The sequence below is a fragment of the Microbacterium oxydans genome (assembly GCF_900095745.1).
GTDB classification, from domain to species: domain Bacteria; phylum Actinomycetota; class Actinomycetes; order Actinomycetales; family Microbacteriaceae; genus Microbacterium; species Microbacterium oxydans_B.
In genome coordinates this window covers 53,779-72,471 of sequence record NZ_FMIR01000013.1, presented here as the reverse complement: position 1 = coordinate 72,471, position 18,693 = coordinate 53,779, and the positions used below count along the sequence as shown (strand labels likewise).

The window sequence follows — 18,693 nt, the reverse complement described above, 5'->3', positions numbered from 1 at the left end:
TGTTTCCGAACCATGACGGCGCAGGGCGGCCGTCATCCGCGCACATCGGAACACAGGCCGGAGCATGGCAGACTTGACCCCGCGGTGCCCTCCTGGGCGGCGCGGTCCGCCGTGGTGTAATGGCAGCACGACAGCCTTTGGAGCTGTTAGGTCTAGGTTCGAGTCCTGGCGGCGGAGCATGACTGGGAACAATCTCGCCATCATCGTCCTCGCTGCGGGCCAGGGCACACGCATGAAATCGCGTCTGCCCAAGGTGCTGCACCCGATCGGCGGACGTCCTCTGGTGGGGCACGTGCTCACCACCGCGGGGCGGCTGCACGCCGCGCACGTCGAGGTGGTCGTGCGACACGAGCGCGATCAGGTCGTCGCCGCCCTCACGAAGGACTACCCCGACGCGGTGTTCGTCGACCAGGACGACGTGCCGGGAACCGGGCGGGCCGTGCAGGTGGCGGTCGACGCCCTTCCCGGCGACTTCGAGGGCGATGTGCTCGTGCTCTCCGGAGACTGCCCGCTCGCCGACGCCGACACGCTCTCCGCGTTCGTGGAGGAGCACCGTGCGTCCGGTGCGCCGGCCACGCTGATGACCGCACTGGTCGACGACCCGACGGGTTACGGACGCGTCGTCCGCGATGCCGACGGTGGGGTCGACCGCATCGTCGAGCAGAAGGACGCGAGTGCGGAAGAAGCCGCCGTCCGCGAGATCAACGCCGGGATGTACGTGTTCCGGGCCTCGACGCTGCGCACCTACCTGCCGCAGGTCAGTCTCGACAACGCGCAGGGCGAGATGTACCTGACCGATGTGCCCGGCCTGCTCCGCCGCGACGGCGACCGGGTGGCGGCATCCGTCGTCTCCGACATCTCGGTGACGTTCGGGGTGAACGACCGTGCACAGCTGACCGAGGTCGGTCGCCTGCTCAACCAGCGCATCGTGCGTCGCTGGCAGCTCGAGGGCGTCACCGTCATCGACCCGAACACCACCTGGATCGACGACGACGCGAAGCTCTCGCCCGACGTCACGCTCCTTCCGAACACCCACATCCTGGGTGCCACGTTCATCGCCGCAGGCGCCGTGATCGGACCCGACACGACCCTCGTCGACTGCGAGGTTGGCGAGGACGCGACCGTCCGTCGCACGGATGCCACCCTCGCCGTGATCGGCGCGGAGGCCACGGTCGGCCCGTTCTCGTTCCTCCGCGCCGGCACCGTCCTCGGCGCCAAGGGCAAGATCGGGGCCTACGTCGAGACGAAGAACGCCGAGATCGGCGAGGGCAGCAAGGTCCCGCACCTCTCCTACGTCGGCGACGCCACGATCGGCCGCGGCGTCAACCTCGGTGCGAGCACCATCACGGCGAACTACGACGACGTGAACAAGCACCGCACCGAGATCGGCGACGAGGTGCACACCGGCTCGCACACGGTGCTCGTCGCGCCCGTTAGGCTGGGAGCTGGCGCGAAGACCGGCGCCGGCGCGGTCGTCCGCAAGGATGTCCCGGCCGGAGCACTGGCCATGACCGTCGCACCCCAGCGCAACATCGAAGGCTGGGTCGCGAAGAACAGAGCAGGGACGGGCGCGGCGGATGCTGCGTCCCGCGAGAATTCGGCGGAATAGGCGGAGCATGGCGCGCAAGAAGAAGACGGTCGATCTGGATCGCGACAACGGCGTGGCTCCCGGCATCATCGCGAAGACCAAGAAGCGACTCGTTGTCGCGGGCGGGCGTTCGCACCCGGCGCTCACGGCGGCCGTCGCCGAGGCGCTCGGCACGGAGATCGCCCCCGTCGAGCACCGCACGTTCGCCTCCGGTGAGATCTACGCGCGCTTCGAGGTCTCGATCCGCGGCGTCGATCTCTTCCTGATCCAGACGTTCGGCGAGCCGGTCAATGAGTGGCTCATGGAGACGCTCATCATGATCGATGCCGCCAAGCGCGCCTCGGCCAAGCGCATCACCGTCGTGGCTCCGTACTATCCGTATTCGCGTCAGGACAAGAAGGGCCGCGGTCGTGAGCCGATCAGTGCCCGCCTCGTCGCCGACCTGCTGAAGACGGCCGGTGCCGATCGCGTCATGAGCGTCGATCTGCACGCGGCGCAGATCCAGGGCTTCTTCGACGGGCCCGTCGACCACCTGTTCGCCAAGCCCGTGCTGCTGGACTACTTCCAGCGCACGCTCTCGCCGGCAGACCGCGAGATCCTCACGGTCGTCTCGCCCGACATGGGTCGTGTGCGCGTCGCCGACACCTGGTCGGACAGCCTCGGCGCCCCGCTCGCGATCATCCACAAGCGCCGTGACCCGAAGGTGGCCAACCAGGTCTCCGTGCACGAGATCGTCGGCACGGTCGAGGGGCGCACCTGCCTCCTCGTCGACGACATGATCGACACCGGTGGCACGATCGTCAAGGCCGCCCAGGCGCTCAAGGCGGCCGGGGCGCACCGTGTGATCGTCGCGGCGACCCATGCGATCTTCAGTGACCCGGCATCCGATCGCCTGCAGGACTCGTCGATCGACGAGGTGGTCATCACCGACACGATCCCGCTCACCGAGTCGCGCCGATGGAACAACCTCACGATCCTTCCGATCGCGCCGCTGCTCGCCCGCGCCATCCACGAGGTCTTCGAAGACGGCTCCGTGACGAGCATGTTCGGCGGCGACGCGTAACGCATCGTCACGGCACAGCCCGCGCATAGACGCGGTGCTTACGGTCGAAGGGTCGGCGATCCCGTCGACAGACACCGCGCCGGGAGGACCAGCATGATCCGCACGACCGTACCGACCTCTGTCCGCAAGGGATCCGCGATCCTCGGGATCGCGGGACTGTTCGTCCTCGCCGGCTGCTCCGGCCCCGCCGACGCGGGTGACGCCTCGAACGACACCGGCAGCACGCCGGATGCCGGTTCGTCGGAGTCCTCCGGTGGAGACGCCACCGCCACCTACGCCGACGGGACCTACACGGCCGACGGTTCGTACCAGACGCCCGAGACCGTCGAGCAGATCTCCGTCACGCTGACCCTCGCCGACGGCGTCGTGACCGACGTCGAGGTCACGGGCGACCCGCAGGCCCCCGAGACCGAGCAGTATCAGGGTCAGTTCATCGACGGCATCGCCGACGAGGTCGAGGGCAAGTCGATCGATGACCTGAACGTCAGCCGGGTCGCCGGCTCCTCGCTCACCAGCGGCGGATTCAACGACGCCGTCGAGTCGATCAAGGAGCAGGCGGCCGCCTAGGCGCCTGAGCCCGCATGGCGAGCTGGCGCTTCGAGGCGATCGGAACGCACTGGGAGATCGAGACGACCGATCCGCTCGCGGACACCGTGCGTGCGGCGGTCGACGCCGAGATCGAGCGCTTCGACCGCGAGTGGTCGCGGTTCCGCGCCGACTCGGACGTGACACGGCTCGGCCGGGAGGGCGGTTCTTTCGCCTCGCCGGACGCCGGTCCGATGCTCGATGCGTACCGCGAGCTCTCGGCGGCGACGGGCAGCGCCGTCAACCCGCTCGTGGCGGTCAGTCTCGAAGCGCTCGGGTACGACGCGGGCTATTCGCTCGTCGGCGGTGACCCGGTGCGTGCTCCGGAGGCCTGGCGGGCGCAGGTGTCGTGGACGACCGGCGAGGTCGCGGCATCTGCCCCTGCCCTCCTCGACGTCGGCGCCCTCGGCAAGGGGCGACTGGTCGACCTCGTGATGGACATGCTCGGGGACGTTCCAGGCGATGTGGTGGTCGATGCCGGCGGCGACATCCGGGTGCGGGGTGCCGGTGTGCGCATCGGGCTCGAGCATCCGTACGACGCGACCAAGGCGATCGGCGTCGTCGAGGTGCGCGACCAGGCGCTGTGCGCCTCCGCGGTGAACCGGCGGGCGTGGGGGAGCGGACTGCACCACGTGCTCGACGCCCGCACCGGGCTGCCGGTGCGCACGTGGGCGGCGACCTGGGCGCTGGCCCCCGACGCGATGACGGCGGATGCCGTCTCGACCGCGCTGTTCTTCGACGGCGGACCGGAGCTCGCCGGCGCCTGGGGTGTGGAATGGGTGAGGATGAGCACCGACGGCCGGGTGCAGCGCTCGCCCGGCTGCCCCGCGGAACTGTTTATCGCGGGGGCGAACACGCGCCCCGCGGCGCCGAACTAGGGAAGAGTGGAGAACGTGATCACCTCATTCGCCGCCGCACGACAGCGGGTCCTCGCGGTCCTGGGGTCGCTGTCGATGTATCGCCTCGTGCTGTTCGCCCTGATCGCCCTCGCCGTGATCGCGTTCGCGCTCTCGCTGCTCGGGGTGATCGTCTCGCCCACGCCGCTCGAGATGGTGGCGTCGTTCCTGGTGCTCGCGATCGTGATCTCGGCCGTCGATGCCGTCGCCCAGCGCATCCTGCGGCTCCCGTGGCGCATCGAATCCTCCCTCGTCACGGCGCTCATCCTGCTGTTCGTGCTCCGCCCCGGCGTCGAGCTCGGCGCCCTTCTCGGGCTCGCCCTCGCCGGAGCCGTCGCGAGCGTGTCGAAGTACCTGATCGCGTGGCGCGGTCGACACATCTTCAACCCGGCGGCGTTCGGTGCGGCCGTCGTCTCGATCCTCGGCGCCTTCGGGGCGTTCGAGTGGCTGGGCACCTCGTCGTCCTGGTGGGTCGGGACGCCGGTACTGACGATCCCCGTGCTCATCCTGGGTCTCGCGGTGCTGTGGCGCACCGAGAAGGTGCGGGTGGTGCTGGTCTTCGTGCTGGTCGCCGTCGCCACCTCGGTCGTGCGCCAGGCCGTGCAGGCCGTGCAGTTCGACATCGGCTTCGACGTGCTCACCGCGCTGCAGTTCGCGGTGCTGCAGTCGCCGTTCCTGTTCCTCGGGGCGTTCATGCTCTCCGAGCCGCTCACGCTTCCGCCGCGTCGCCGCCAGCAGCTCGTGGTGGCCGTCGTGGTGGGTCTTCTCGCGGGATGGCCGATCTCGGTCGCCGGCCTGTTCACGCTCGGCCAGGAGCGGGCGCTCCTGATCGGAAACCTGGTGGCCTTCGCCTTCGCGCTGCGCGGGTCCGTGCGGCTCGTGCTCGAACGACGCGAATTCATCACGCCGACCGCGCAGGAGCTGACCTTCCGAGCCCGGGGCCGGGTCCGGTTCCTCCCGGGGCAGTACCTCGAGCTGGACGTCCCGCATCACCGCCCCGACGCGCGCGGCACCCGACGGGAGTTCAGCATCGTGTCGGCGCCGGCAGACCTCCCGACGCTGCGCATCGCCTACAAGAACGGCGACCAGAAGCATCCGTCGAGCTACAAGCGGGCTCTCGCCGCTGCGGAGCCGGGCGCGACGTTCGCGGTCACGGGCACCTGGGGAGACTTCATCCTGCCGCGCAGCGATCACCCGGTGCTGATGGTCGCCGCGGGCATCGGCGTCACGCCGTTCGTCTCCCAGCTGCGGCAGCTCCAGGCCGCGGGGCAGCAGCGCGACGTGGTGCTCGTGTACGTGGCATCCGAGGCGTCCGAGCTCGCCTTCCGCGATGAGCTCGCCGCGACCGGGGTGCGTACGGTCGTGTTCACCCGTGACGAGCCGCTCGATCTGCCCGCGCACTGGACCTGGGCGCAGGGCGCACGACTGGATGCCGAGACACTGGAGCGCACGGTCCCCGACCTCGGCAGCCGCCACGCGTTCATCTCCGGGCCCCCGCGCCTGATCGCCGACCTCGCTCCCGCACTGCAGAAGGCCCGCGCCCTCACGACCGACGCCTTCGCCGGCTACTGATCCGGCTCACGGCCGGCCGTCAGGCCTCGGACGCGTCGTCTTCGGCGGTCGCGGCGGCGGGGTTGACCGGGATGCGCACGGTGAAGGTCGTGTCGCCGGGCTCGCTGGCCACGGTGATCGTTCCGTGGTGGCCCTCGACGATGGCCTTGACTATCGCGAGGCCCAGTCCGGTCCCTCCGGTCTGGCGAGCGCGGGAGCTGTCGCCGCGGGCGAAGCGTGCGAAGAGCTCGTCGCGGATGGCGGGGTCGATGCCGGGACCGTCGTCGTGCACGCGCAGCACGGCGTCGTCACCCTCCCGCGCGACGCTCAGGGTGATCCTGGTGCCCGCCGGTGTGTGTGTCCGGGCGTTCGCGAGAAGGTTAGTGACGACCTGGTGCATCCGGCCCGCATCGCCGACGACCGTGACGGGCTCGTCCGGCACCTCGATGCTCCAGTGGTGGTCGGCGGCTGTCGGCCGAGCGTCCGAGAGTCCTTCGAGCGCCAACTGGGTGAGGTCGACCGTGCCGTAGACCAGCTCCTGCCCCTCGTCGAGCCGTGCGAGCAGCAGCAGGTCCTCGACGAGACGGGTCATCCGCAGCGACTGCGCCTGGATGCGCTCCAGCGATGAGGTCGTGCTCTCGATGACCTCGGGCCCCTGCTCCGCGGCCGGATGCCGGTGCAGTGCGCGCAGCGACAGTTCGGAGTACCCGCGGATGGAGGCGAGTGGCGTGCGCAGCTCATGACTGGCATCGGCGACGAACCGGCGCATCCGCTCCTCGTTCTTCTGTCGCGAGGCCAGCGAGGCGTTGACGTGGTCGAGGAGTTTGTTCAGTGAGGCGCCGACCAGGCCGGTCTCGGTGCGCGGATCGGCTTCGGATGCCGGCACCCGCTCGGTGATCGTGACCTCGCCCCGATCGAGCTGCTGATTCGCGACCCGGGTCGCGGTGACCGCGACGGCGCGGAGCGGGCGCAGGCTCACCCGGATGGTGATCGCGGTCGTGAGCGCCAGCAGGATCAGACCGCCGATCGTGGCGAGGGCGATCACGGTGAGCAACTGCGTGAGCTGGCTCTGGATCTCATCGCGGGGGAGCCCGGTCACGGCGAGGACGCCGTTGGTCGAGGGCAGTGCCATGACCCGATACGAGCCGAGGTCGGTGAGGGAGACCGTGGCGACGGACGTGCCCTTCAGCGCGGCGGCGATCTCGCTCAGCTGCTCGCCGGTCAGCGGCTGCAGGGTGCCCCTGAGCTCGTCGGCGGCGGTGCTCTTCACGAGCGAACCGCTGAAGCCGGTCACGGGGCTCGAGACGACGAACAGGAGCCCGGCCGGCGGCGAGTAGCGGCCGGCCAGAAGCACGTTCTGCGCGGTCGCCGAAGAGGGGTCGAAGGCCTCGGTGACGCTCACCAGCGCGTGCGCGCTGTTGTTCAGCTTCTGGTCGAGCTGGTCCTCCATGGTCTTGCCCAGCGTCGCGCTGGTGATGACGGCGACGATGATGAGGATCAGCGACACGAACCCGATCACGGCGGTCATCAGCCGTGTCTGCAGGCTCATCGGCCGTCTCATCATCGTCGCTGAGCTCACTGCGGAGCCTTGATCATGTAGCCGACGCCGCGGACGGTGTGCAGCAGCGGCGTGCGGCCGGCGTCGATCTTCTTGCGCAAGTACGAGATGTACAGCTCGACGACCGAGGACTTGCCGCCGAAGTCGTAGCTCCAGACCCGGTCGAGGATCTGGGCCTTCGACAGCACCCGTCGCTCGTTGCGCATGAGGTAGCGGAGCAGCTCGAACTCGGTCGCGGTCAGCTCGATCTCGGTGCCGTCGCGCACGACCTCGTGGCTGTCCTCGTTGAGCGTGAGGTCGGCGACGCGCAGGATCGACTGTCCGTCGTCGGTGGTCGCGTGCCCGGTGCGGCGGATGATCGCGCGCAGTCGGGCGATGACCTCCTCCAGGCTGAACGGCTTGGTGACGTAGTCGTCGCCGCCCGCGGTGAGTCCGGCGACGCGGTCGCCCACGGCATCCTTGGCGGTGAGGAACAGCACCGGGACGAGGTTGCCCGACTCGCGCAGCCGCTTCAACACCGACATGCCGTCGAGGTCGGGCATCATGATGTCGAGCACGAGCGCGTCGGGCTCGAAGTCGCGGGCGACCTGGAGTGCCTCCATGCCGGAGGAGGCCGTGCGCACCTCCCAGCCCTCCATGCGCAGGGCCATCGCGAGCAGGTCGGTCAGCATCTGCTCGTCGTCGACGGCGAGGATGCGCAGGGGGGTGCCGTCGGGGCGGCGCAGTTCGGGCAGGTCGCTGGTCATGTCCCTATTCTGCGGAATCTCCTATGTAATTTCTATGGAGATCGCTATGTGTTGTCTGGGAGGCGTCGGATGTGGTCATACCAGCCGCTCGTCGGGGAGGGCGAGGAAGTCGACGCCGGCCTGCAGCGCGAGCCGGTCTGACAGCTCGCCGATCGGTCCGTCCAGGTGCCCCACGGCGCGGACGTTCAGACGACGCGGCCCGGTCAGCGCGTGGTAGACCGCGAACTGGCCGCGGGGGTCGACGGCCGGATCCTGCACCGCCGCGGTCACGTGCACGGGAATCCGCAGCCGCCGTGCCGCGATCGCCGCGTCGAAGTAGTCGAGCACCGGGCGGTCCTCGGGGTGCCGGAGCAGATGCTGACGCACGGCCTCCCCGCTCCCGGTGCATTTCCGCGTGAGCCGCACGTCGTGGTCACCGAAGCTCGGCACGTCCAGCACGCCGCGGTGGAAGCGGGCGTCCCAGGGGAGGGCCATCGCGCCGATGCCGCCGCCGAAGCTGCCGCCGCTGAAGTCGAGTGCTCCGGCCGCTGCGGGCACCATCTCGAGCAGCACGGTGGCCGCACGCCAGATGTCCGCCGCACTGAAGCGGTGCGAGTAGGTGTCGCGGTGGGCGATCCCGGCGAGGACATGCTCGTCGGGGAGGGCGGGGAAGCGGCTCGCGGTGCCGGCGTGGGTGCCGGGGGCGACCGGGAAGATCGCGGCCGTGTCGGCGGGTACCCGGTCGAGGTCGGGCGCCGTGCGGCCCCCGTAGCCGTGTCCGACGACCAGCCCGCGGGGTGCGCTCCCGATCGTGTGCGGCAGCATCACGTAGGCCGCAGTAGCCTCACCGGCCGAGGAGTGGAAGCGGATCTCCGCGACGCGGTGCGTCGCGGTCGGCGCGAGTTCGCGGGTGGTTTCCCACGGCACGGGACCTGTGCCGAACTCCGCGAAGGTCGCGCGCCAGAAGTCGTCGAAGTCGTCCGGCTCGGCGGGCGGCGCGAGCGGGGTCAGCAGCGCGCTGAGTGAGTACTCGGTCAGTTCTGCGGGAGGATCCTGGGGCACCGCGCGCGTCCTTTCGGGTGTTTCTGCCTGCTCGACGTTACCGGCGTGGCACGACGAGGCGGCGCCGTGGCCCGGAAGGCCGACGCATTGACATGATCGCATACGGATTGCAGTATGTGCATCATGGATTCAATGCCTGGCGATGGAGCCGAAGACAATCCTCTGCTGTGGAGCCGACGCTCCGTGCTGCGCGCACTCGTGATCGCGGGAGTGCTTCCCCCGGTGATCGGGTCGTCGTATGGTGCGGCCCCGGCAGCGGCGACGGAGCTCACGACGACGACCGGTGCGTACGCTGATGCCCTCCGCCGCCTGGACAAGCCGAATCTCGCGTTCACGCAGGTCGCGCAGCTGGTCGGACAGAACCACCGGATGACCTTCTTCCAGGCGACCTGGGACGGCGGGGCCACGATCGTGCGCGACCTCGAGGTCGCGCACAACGGCGGCTGGCTGCAGATCACCGACCCCGCGCACCGCTTCGACGAGCAGTGGCTGGTGCTGGAGGGGACGCTGCCGTCGGGCAGCGCGCCGGAGCTGTACGGGCCGCTCACACCGAGCTGGCTCGGCTTCACGTCGTACCAGGTGCTGGGCTCGCAGGCCATCGAACTGACCACGAGCACGGACGACGTCGACCTGGTCGTCCGCTGGCGGCTCGAGGGCGCCCATCCCGAGGCGCACTACGTGCTGACGGCCAAGACCGCCGGTGACTACATCGTCGGATACCAGAGCCAGGACGCGAAGTCCCTCGACGACCTCGACGAGGTGCTGTGCGGGTCGTATCAGCACGCGCTCTCGGTGCTCGACGGATCCGCGCCCCTGGGCGCCTGGGAGCTCTTCGCGCCGATGGCGCTGACCCAGTACGCGGTGGGCGATGTGGCGGTCACCTCGGGGGTGTACCTGCCCGCCGAGGTGGCCGAGTTCGTGCACGAGCGGCAGCTGATGGCCGACCGACAGCCTTACGGGATGAGTCTGCGCAACGACAGCCTCGACATCGTGCCCAGCATGTACGCGCCGCAGCCCGGGCTGCGCACGGCCATGGCCGTCGGCGAGCAGCGCGGATTCGCGTTCGGCCTCGCGGCACGCCCGGACACGCTGTACGGCACGTACGCGCAGCTGTGCCGCAACGAGTACGGGCTGACCGCCTACCGCAGCAACGTCTACGACCGCTCGCTCACCGACGCCGTGCACGCGATGGCGGCACTGATCGCGGTGGAACCCGACGGAGACGACTCCGTCGACTACATCCCCTCGTACTCCGGGTGGTGGAACCGCGCCAAGGGGTTCGTCGATGTGGAGAACGAGGATGCCGTGCGCGCGGCGGCCAGCGGCGTCGTCCTCTCGGCGCACTATCTCACCGGCACAGCAGACGGCACTCTGTACGACCGCCGTGCGCGGCCGCTCGTCGAGTACCAGCTCTCCCGGAAGGGCATCGGGCACACACCGATGATCGGGAGCCCGGTCTACAACGACACGAGCCAGTACCGCATCGGCAGGATCCCCACGGATGCCGTGAACCTGGCGTCGCTCTACCAGCTCACGCACGGCCGCAACGCCGGCATCCAGCGGCTCGCGGTGAAGGCGACCAAGGCCGGCGTCGTCGGGCAGAGCAGGGCGCCGTTCTCGAACGCCCTCGCGACGTACCGGGTCACCGGGGATCCGGCCTACCTCGCCGAGGCGACGCTGATCGCCCGCCGCTACTCCCAGGAGCAGATCCTGGAGCCGTACCGCAGCAACGGCCAGCCGCCCGGCGGGTTCGCGTACAGCTTCTCGAAGTACTGGGTCGACCTGCTCGAGATGTTCGAGGCGACCGGCGAGACCGGGTTCCTCGACGGCGCGTACCGGGAGGTCCAGCGCTTCATCACGCAGACGGCGGTCCGCCCCGTTCCGGGTGGCACGGTCACGGTGCCGGCAGGTCACGTCATCAAGCAGCAGTACGACTGGGAGTCGCGTTCGTCGCTGCCGTCCTACCCGACCACGAACGTGCCGACCGAGAGCGTCCCGGCCTGGTACGTGTCTCCCTCGGGGCTCACGTTCGAGGCGCTGTCGTCGTTCAAGCTCGGCGTCAGCACACTGACCAACCCCGGCGGCGGCTATGTGTTCAACCCCTGCTGGGCGGGCGCCCTGCTGCGACTGGCGCATCACACCGGAGACGAGCTGCTGGCCGACATCGCCCACAACATGGTGATCGGCCGGTTCACGACCTACCCGGGCTACTACGGCCGACAGTTCCAGGTCGCGCACATGAAGCCCGACTTCGCGACGAGCGGTCCGGTGGGCATCACCGGGTACTACTTCCATCACGCCCCCGCGCAGCTCGGCCTCGCGATGGACTACCTGCTCAGTGAGAGCTTCTACCGCAGCGGTGGCGCGATCGAGTTCCCGCACGTGTTCGAGGCCGACTTCGCCTACTTCAAGTTCTTCGCCTACGGCCATGCCCCGGGGACGTTCTTCGGCGAGGACGGCGTCTGGCCGTATCTTCCGGCGGGGCTGATCTCGGTGTCCAATCCGCTCGTCAACTGGATCGGCGGCGTCGGCAACGACGCCCTCTACGTCAGCCTCACCAACTCCGCCGGATCGGCGCAGCAGGTGGTCGTCGACCTCTCCACCGAGCTGACCGGCATTCCCCGGGGGTTCTCCGGTGCCGTCGAGCTGGTCACCGCCAACGGCACCCGGTCCACCGGCGCGGCGGTCAGTGGCCGGGTCACCGTCAGTGTGCCGGCGCGGGGGCTCGTCGCCCTCGTCGTCCGGAACGTGGAGGTGCAGCGCCCCGGCCTGCCGTTCGACGACGTGGCCGACCATGGACGCGACAGCTTCCACGAGATCGACACGGACTCCGGCACCGACTACGGGATCGCCCGGGGAATGCTCCTGGTGAGACCCGACGGGCAGGGCTACGACGCCTACGTGCAGATCGACACCGAGGAGCAGGCGACGCTGTCGTATCGGATCGGCGACGGGGCGGCGAAGCAGGCTCCCGCGAAGGCCTACCCCTACGAGTGGACGATCCCGGTCGAGGATCTCACCGACAGATTCCGGTACACGATCACCTCGGGCGGGACGACGACCGACGAGGTGACCCTGCGGCTGCCGGCCAGGATCAGCGGAGCCAACCCGGGAGTCGTGGGCGACGTGATCGCGCAGGCGACGGGCACGGCCGGAGACCGCGTGCCGTTGACCTTCGAGGTGCGCAACGCCACCGCGGACCCGATCACCGGCGCCATCACGGTGGCCCTGCCGGCAGGGTGGCAGCTCGACGGGGCCGTCCCGGCGATCACGGTCCCCGCCGAGGGCTCCGCGCGGGTGGAATCGGCGGCGATCATCGCGACGAGCGCGGAGCTCGGCGAGGTCGATGTCACCGCGAACGTGACGGTCGCGGGGGAGGATCCGGTGCAGCTGCGCGCGGCCGCGATCGAGGTGATCGACCGCCGACGGCTGGTCTCCCTCACCTCGGACGTCGAGATCGTCAGCGGGCCGGGCGCCGTCGCCAAGCTCACCGCGCTCGTCATCAACACGGGCGTCACCCCGCTGCAGGGCACGCTCGCGCTGTACGGCCTCAGCGGATGGAGCGTGGGGCAGCAGAGCACGAGTATCACGGTGCCGCCGCGATCCGACCTCACTCACACGTGGACGGTGACCGCCGGGTCGGGCGTCGCGCCCGGCTCGTCGACGCGGTTCGAGGCGCGTCTCGATCAGACCCTGCGCCGGGGTGTGCTCGTGCGCGTCGCCGACGAGGGCGTCATCGCGCACACCCAGTCCCCGTGGCCCGGCTATCTGGAGTCCGGCAACTGGTACCCCAGCGGACTGTCCGGCTGGAACGGTACCAGGACGCGGTACAGCGACTCCGACTCCATGGGCAGCACGGTGACGTGGAACGTGGAGCTGCCGGATGCCGGTCTCTACCGCGTCTCGGTCTGGTACCCCACGAACTCGACGACCACGACCTCGGCGGCCTACGTCGTGGAGCATCAGGACGGCAGCTCCGAGGTCACCGTGGACCAGACGCAGGGCGCGGCGGCCTGGCGTTCGCTGGGCTCGTTCCGCTACGCCGCCGGAGCGACCGGCACGGTCCGACTCGAAGTCCGCAACACCAGCATCCACCGGGTCAGCGCCGCACAGTTCGTGCGCATCGGGAACTGACGCGAAAGAACGGGTGGGCGGGCCGGAGAGATCCGGCCCACCCACCCGTTCTTCGTCGGATGTCGATGCAGATCAGTGCCGCACGTACTCCTGGATCGCGTCCTCGTCGACGGTCACGCCGAGCCCGGGGCCGGTCGGCACGACGAACCCGCCGTCTGCGCGCACCTCGAGCGGGGTCGTCAGCAGGCGGTTGGCGACGGGAAGGGTGAACGGCTGGTACTCGAAGGCGAGGAGCGACGCGGAGCTCGCCGCGACATGCACGCCGGCGGCCATCGCGATGCCGAATGCGGCGGAGTGGTGCGGCGCGACCGGCACGTGGAAGGCATCGGAGACCGCGGCGATCGCGAGCCCTTCGGTGATGCCGGTGCGGCCGATGTCGGGCTGCGTGAGGCCGACCGCGCGGCGGGTGAGCCAGTCCGTGAACTCGAAGCGGCTGCGCATGGCCTCGCCGATCGCGATCGGGGTGGCGAGAGCGGTCGCGAGGTCGCGGTGCCCCTCGACGTCTTCCGGGGCGAGCGGCGCCTCGAAGAACCATGCCCGCCGGTCGTCCAGCTCGCGGCCGAGCGCGCGTGCCTCGCCGAGCCGGTACGTCCAGTGCGCATCGAGCGCGACGTCGAGATCGGGGTGCACACCGCGGACGGCGTCGTAGGTCGCCAGGTCGGTGCGGATGTCGACACCCAGGTGCAGCTTGATGCGGCGGACGCCGCCCTCCACGAGCTCTGCCGTCTTCTCGGCGCGCTCGACGTCGTCGACACCGCGGATGCCCGAGACGTAGGTCGGCAGCACCTCGTGGAAGCGCCCGCCGGCGAGCTCGGACACCGAGAGGCCGGTGGCGTGGCCCCAGAGATCCCACAGCGCGATGTCGACGGCGGCCATGGCGTCGGCCTGGTGCCCGGTGAGGTGTCCGCGCTCGCGCATCGACTCCGTCATGCGGTGCCACAGCGTGCGCACCGAGCGCGGGTCCTCGCCGAGGATGAGCGGGGTGAGCAGGTTGTCGACGATGGCCGCGGCGACGACCGGGGCCACGGGGGCGAGAGCCTCGCCCCAGCCGACCAGACCCTCATCGGTCTCGATCTTCACGAGCAGCGTCTCGTATCCGGGGGAGTACAGGCTCCGCCACGGCGGACGGATGACGTACCCGCGGTGATCCACGGCGGTGTCGCCGGCGTACGAGTTGTTCGCATCCTCCTTCGACAGGTAGAGCGGGAAGGTCTGGACGCGCGTGATTCTCACTGGGGTCTCCAATAGACGGGGTGGTCGAACGGCCGGCGGCGGGTGCCGTCGTCAGAGGGGGGAAGCCGCAGTGCGGCCGAGGGTCAGAGCGCCGCGAACGCCGATGCGGTGCGCGACGGGCTGTACCCGAGGGCCACCGAGATCTCGTCGGCGGCTTCGATGAGCTGTAGGGCGAGCTCCTGATGCGGTTCGTGCAGATCGAGCACGGAGAGGGGGCCGCTGGCCGAGATGCCGGCGACGATCTCACCGGCCCGGTTGCGGATCGGCGCGGCGATGCAGGCGCGACCGAAGGCCAGCTCCTCGATCTCGGTCGCGTAGCCGCGGCTGCGCGTCTCGTCGAGTGCGGTCTGCATCGCCGCGCGGTCCACGATCGTGTGCGGCGTGAAGCGCTGCGGCGTCTGCGCGAAGTACTCGTCGACCTGTGCATCGGACATGCCCGACAGCAGGGCCTTGCCGATGCCGGTGGCGTGCAGGGGCCCGGTGCGACCGGCCATGGCGAACGACTTCGGCGCCAGGGCGCCCTCGAAGTTGCAGAGGTAGGTGAAGGTGAAGCCGCTGAGCTCGGCCACGTTCACGCCGATCTCGATGCGGCGGGCGAGGTTCTGCGCGATCTGCCGCGAGGCGCGGAAGATGGGGGAACCGTTGATCGCGACCGTGCCCAGGGACACCGCCGCAGGGCCGAGGCGGTACAGGCCCGTGCGGGCGTCCTGGACCACGAACTTCATGCGGTCGAGTGCCGACATCATGCGAGAGACCGTCGACTGGCCGAGGCCGGTCAGCGTGCAGAGCTCGGAGACCCTCAGCTCGCCGGATTCCTCCGTGAAGCATGCGAGCAACGACATCGCCCGTTCGACGGTCTGCGTGCCGCCTACCGATTCCGACGCCATGGTGACTCCTCCTTGGTGATGTGGCCGCATCTGCGCGACCGCGGCTCGTCGCCGTTGCCAGTCATCCTATTCAGCGAAATGGCTTCGAGCAACACAAATGTGGGTGTCTTATGCATTTTGTGGATTTCGCATCCGCATTGTGGTTAACTGGCCGCACGTCGACGTCGACGACTGTGACGACGATGCGCAGGGCCCTCCGGGGTCGTCTCTACTGGAAAGTGACTGCAATGCAACAAGCCATACTCGAGCGGCCCGCAGAGAGCGAGCAGAAGGCCGTCGAGCCTCGCTCAGGGCGGCGCTCCACGTTGGGGGCGAAGGACCGCACCTTCGGTTTCATGATCGCACTTCCCGCGGTCCTCCTGTTCCTCGTGATCGCGATCTTCCCCCTCGTGTCGAGCATCTGGACCAGCCTCTACGACCAGTCGCTGCTCCGCCCGGAGCGCACGTTCGTCGGCCTCGACAACTACGTGGCGGTCTGGGACGAGTTCTTCGCCCGCCTCGGCACCACCCTGGTGTTCGCCTCGCTCGCGACGGTCTTCCCGCTCATCCTCGGCGTCGCCCTCGCGCTGCTGCTGAACGCCCGCATGCGCGGACGCAACATCCTGCGCGGCGCGCTCATGCTGCCGTGGCTGCTGCCCGGTGTGGTCGTCTCCTTCCTCTGGGCGTGGATCTTCAACGACAGCTACGGCGTCGTCAACCACGTGCTCTCGATCTTCGGGCTCCCCGAGGTCAGCATGCTCGGCACCCCGACCGGTGCGATGGCCGCGGTGGTCATCGCCAAGACCTGGCACTCGTTCCCGTGGATCATGGTCGTCGCCCTCGCGGTGCTCCAGACCCTGCCGAGCGAGCAGATCGAGGCCGCCACCATCGACGGTGCGACGCGTGCCCAGCGGTTCCGCCACATCTCGCTGCCGCACATCGCCGGCCCCGTCACCCTGGTCGCGGTGCTCGAGTTCATCTACAACTTCGGCAACTTCGACACCATCTTCGTGATGACCGGCGGTGGGCCGGGCAACTCGACCACGACGCTCGCGGTCAGCCTGTACGACCTCGCCTTCGGCAGCTATGAACTCGGCAAGGCCTCCGCCATGGGCGCCCTCTGGCTCGTCCTGCTCGCGATCATCACGAGCGGATACCTGTTCCTCAACCGACGGCTGGAGAAGTGATGCGCCGTAGTCGCGATGTGGGGGAGTCGATCATCCGCCCCCACCTGTCCATCCCGGGGCGCGTGCTGCTCCTGCTGCTGGCGCTGTTCGGCCTGCTGCCGGTCTACTGGCTCACGGCGACGGCGTTCACGAAGAAGGAAGACGTCTTCTCCCTGGATCGGCCGTTCTTCCCGGTCGACCCGACGTTCGACAACTTCATCGGCTTCTTCCAGAACGACCTCCTGCTGAAGAACCTGCTGAACAGCATCATCGTGTCCACCGGCACGGCCCTGCTCGCGGTGCTCGTCGGTGGTCTGATGGCGTACTCGCTGTCGAAGTTCCGCTACCGCGGCCGCAACGCGATCATGTTCATGTTCCTCATCGGCCAGCTGATCCCGGGCGCACTGCTGCTCATCTCGCTGTACCTGATGCTGAGCTCGGCCGGGCTGCTGTACACCTACACGGCGCTGATCATCTCGTTCACGACGTTCACCCTGCCGCTCGCGGTGTTCCTGCTGAAGGGCATCATCGACGCCCTTCCGGACGACATCCTCGAGGCGGCCAAGGTCGACGGTCTCTCACGCACCGGCACCATGTTCCGCATCGTGTTCCCGCTCGTGGTCCCCGGTCTCATCACCGCGGGCATGTTCGCCTTCATGCGCGGCTGGAGCGATCTCCTCTTCGCCCTCACGCTCGCCGGCCCCGACAAGCAGACGCTGCCGGCAGGCCTGACCCAGGCGTTCATCCGCGAGGGCACGGCCGACTGGCCCGCCCTCATGGCGGCATCCCTCATCACGTCGCTCCCGCTCGTCATCATCTTCGTCCTCCTGCAGCGCTACTTCGTCTCCGGCCTCGCCGCCGGAGCCGTCAAGGGGTAGCCATGCGTCTCCCGAACAGCTCTACCCCCATCACCTCGAAGGAGCAGTCTCCATGACCATCTCGAACTCACAGCTGAGCCGCCGAGCCTTCCTCGGAGGCGGCACCGTGCTCGCCGCATTCGGTGCCCTCGCGCTCGCCGGGTGTGCAACGCCCGCCGCCCCCGGCGCCGGTGCCGGAGGGGCCTCGGCCGGTGCCGCGACAGCAGCCAAGACGATCAACTTCTACGGCAACTCGCTCGGCGAGGAGGCGCTGAAGTCCGCGTGGCAGGGCATCCTCGACGGGTTCTCCAATAAGGAGGGCGTCAAGGTCGCCCCGGTCATCTACCCGTACGACCAGGCGGCCACGCAGCTCGCTCTGACCGGGCGCTCCGGCAACCTCATGGGCGTCGGTCAGTCGGGCGGGTGGCAGGTCCTCACGCCGATGAACGTACTCGCCGACCTCACCGACCTCGCCAAGGGGCTCGGCATCCCGCAGGGCGTGCTCGACTCGTACACGATGGACGGCAAGCTGCTCGTGCTGCCGCTCACGGCCGCCGGCATCGGCATCATCACCAACGGCGAGATCGCGAAGAGCGTCGGCATCAAATCGGGTATGACGGTGGAGCAGTTCGCCACCGCGCTCGAGAAGATCAAGAAGCAGGACAAGTCGCTGATCCCGTACGCCGCGGTCACCAAGAACCCGGACCTCAAGGACTCCGTGCCGTGGATGTGGGGCTTCGGCAGCGATGTCGTCACCGACGACCTCAAGTGCACGCTGGGAGACGCCGAGAGCGTCGAGGCCGTCACCTGGTACAAGTCGCTGCAGGACCAGGGTCTGACGCAGACCAACGTCGCCCGTAGCGACGCCCGCATCCTGTTCGCCAGCGGCCGGGCAGCGCTCTACGACGACGCCCCGCTCGCCTCGACCTTCGTCAAGACGAACGGTGCCGCGCAGAACATCATCGACAACATCGGGGCGATCTCGCGTCCGACGGCCGGAGGTAAGGACTCCTTCAACCGTGCCTGGGGCAGCGGCGTGTTCGCGACCGCGGGCGAGGGCGAGCTCACCAGCCGCGACTTCATCCTCTACGCCGCGACCAACGTCGAAGCGGCGACGGCACTGTACGAGAACTCCGCCGTGGCTCCGGCCGCCAAGAGCGTCGCGGACAAGATCCCGGCACTCGCGGCCGACAAGTTCCAGGGTGCGTTCCGCACGGAGGTCTCCGAGCACGCTCGGGGCGCCGCGTGGGATCGTGTCGCCGTGACGGCGCAGATCGATGCCGCCATGGGTGCCGGAGTCGCAACCATCCTCGCCGGGCAGGTCGAGGCGCAGGCCGGCCTGAACGCGCTGAAGAAGGAAGTCCAGGGGCTGCTCGACTCCAACGCCTGAGTCCCTGCACGAAGAAGGC

The 18,693-nt window shown here is 69.2% G+C and carries 14 protein-coding genes and 1 tRNA gene; 10 read left to right on the top strand and 5 right to left on the bottom strand.

Going from position 1 to position 18,693, the window contains the following annotated elements:
* Positions 1–105 precede the first annotated feature (105 nt).
* From BQ2383_RS05725 to BQ2383_RS05700, 6 genes are all read left to right on the top strand, one after another.
* A tRNA-Gln gene (locus BQ2383_RS05725) sits at positions 106–177 on the top strand.
* A gap of 1 nt (position 178) precedes the next feature.
* Complete coding sequence (gene glmU, locus BQ2383_RS05720; RefSeq protein ID WP_091030938.1) at positions 179–1,609, top strand: bifunctional UDP-N-acetylglucosamine diphosphorylase/glucosamine-1-phosphate N-acetyltransferase GlmU; 1,431 nt, start codon at positions 179–181, stop codon at positions 1,607–1,609.
* A gap of 7 nt (positions 1,610–1,616) precedes the next feature.
* Positions 1,617–2,651: a ribose-phosphate diphosphokinase gene (locus BQ2383_RS05715; protein WP_091030934.1), complete on the top strand. Its 1,035-nt coding sequence runs from the start codon at positions 1,617–1,619 to the stop codon at positions 2,649–2,651.
* Between the two features lie 93 nt (positions 2,652–2,744).
* Positions 2,745–3,218, top strand: coding sequence for an FMN-binding protein (locus BQ2383_RS05710; protein WP_091030931.1), 474 nt, complete (start codon positions 2,745–2,747; stop codon positions 3,216–3,218).
* Positions 3,219–3,232: 14 nt separating this feature from the next.
* Positions 3,233–4,114 (top strand): FAD:protein FMN transferase, encoded by an 882-nt coding sequence (locus BQ2383_RS05705; protein WP_091030926.1) that lies wholly within the window; start codon positions 3,233–3,235, stop codon positions 4,112–4,114.
* A gap of 15 nt (positions 4,115–4,129) precedes the next feature.
* Positions 4,130–5,704 (top strand): flavodoxin reductase, encoded by a 1,575-nt coding sequence (locus BQ2383_RS05700; protein WP_091031287.1) that lies wholly within the window; start codon positions 4,130–4,132, stop codon positions 5,702–5,704.
* Between the two features lie 19 nt (positions 5,705–5,723).
* Here the strand turns inward: BQ2383_RS05700 and BQ2383_RS05695 are convergent, their stop codons facing one another.
* The 3 genes from BQ2383_RS05695 to BQ2383_RS05685 form a co-directional block, all read right to left on the bottom strand.
* Positions 5,724–7,232 carry a sensor histidine kinase gene (locus BQ2383_RS05695; RefSeq protein ID WP_091030922.1) on the bottom strand — a complete coding sequence of 503 codons (1,509 nt, stop codon included), beginning with the start codon at positions 7,230–7,232 and terminating at the stop codon, positions 5,724–5,726.
* A gap of 26 nt (positions 7,233–7,258) precedes the next feature.
* On the bottom strand, positions 7,259–7,987 hold the full coding sequence (locus BQ2383_RS05690) for a response regulator transcription factor (protein ID WP_091030915.1): 729 nt from the start codon (positions 7,985–7,987) through the stop codon (positions 7,259–7,261).
* Positions 7,988–8,062: 75 nt separating this feature from the next.
* Positions 8,063–9,028: an acetylxylan esterase gene (locus tag BQ2383_RS05685; RefSeq protein ID WP_167381547.1), complete on the bottom strand. Its 966-nt coding sequence runs from the start codon at positions 9,026–9,028 to the stop codon at positions 8,063–8,065.
* A 123-nt stretch (positions 9,029–9,151) separates the two neighbouring features.
* On the opposite strand from BQ2383_RS05685, the gene BQ2383_RS05680 reads away from it, so the two are divergent.
* Positions 9,152–13,162 carry a hypothetical protein gene (locus tag BQ2383_RS05680; RefSeq protein ID WP_140403305.1) on the top strand — a complete coding sequence of 1,337 codons (4,011 nt, stop codon included), beginning with the start codon at positions 9,152–9,154 and terminating at the stop codon, positions 13,160–13,162.
* A gap of 72 nt (positions 13,163–13,234) precedes the next feature.
* Here the strand turns inward: BQ2383_RS05680 and BQ2383_RS05675 are convergent, their stop codons facing one another.
* Entirely contained in the window at positions 13,235–14,395 is a 1,161-nt protein-coding gene (locus BQ2383_RS05675) for a mandelate racemase/muconate lactonizing enzyme family protein (RefSeq protein ID WP_091030903.1), read from the bottom strand.
* An 83-nt stretch (positions 14,396–14,478) separates the two neighbouring features.
* Positions 14,479–15,282 carry an IclR family transcriptional regulator gene (locus tag BQ2383_RS05670; protein WP_029273785.1) on the bottom strand — a complete coding sequence of 268 codons (804 nt, stop codon included), beginning with the start codon at positions 15,280–15,282 and terminating at the stop codon, positions 14,479–14,481.
* A 335-nt stretch (positions 15,283–15,617) separates the two neighbouring features.
* On the opposite strand from BQ2383_RS05670, the gene BQ2383_RS05665 reads away from it, so the two are divergent.
* From BQ2383_RS05665 to BQ2383_RS05655, 3 genes are read left to right on the top strand one after another with little or no spacing between them, the layout of a single operon-like run.
* Positions 15,618–16,448 (top strand): carbohydrate ABC transporter permease, encoded by an 831-nt coding sequence (locus BQ2383_RS05665; RefSeq protein ID WP_231481692.1) that lies wholly within the window; start codon positions 15,618–15,620, stop codon positions 16,446–16,448.
* The gene (locus BQ2383_RS05660; RefSeq protein ID WP_051662341.1) at positions 16,448–17,305 is read left to right on the top strand and encodes a carbohydrate ABC transporter permease; all 858 of its coding nucleotides are present in this window, start codon (positions 16,448–16,450) and stop codon (positions 17,303–17,305) included. The genes BQ2383_RS05665 and BQ2383_RS05660 overlap by 1 nt, the downstream gene beginning before the upstream one ends.
* A gap of 52 nt (positions 17,306–17,357) precedes the next feature.
* Positions 17,358–18,674 (top strand): hypothetical protein, encoded by a 1,317-nt coding sequence (locus tag BQ2383_RS05655; RefSeq protein WP_091030900.1) that lies wholly within the window; start codon positions 17,358–17,360, stop codon positions 18,672–18,674.
* The last annotated feature ends 19 nt before the right edge of the window (positions 18,675–18,693 follow it).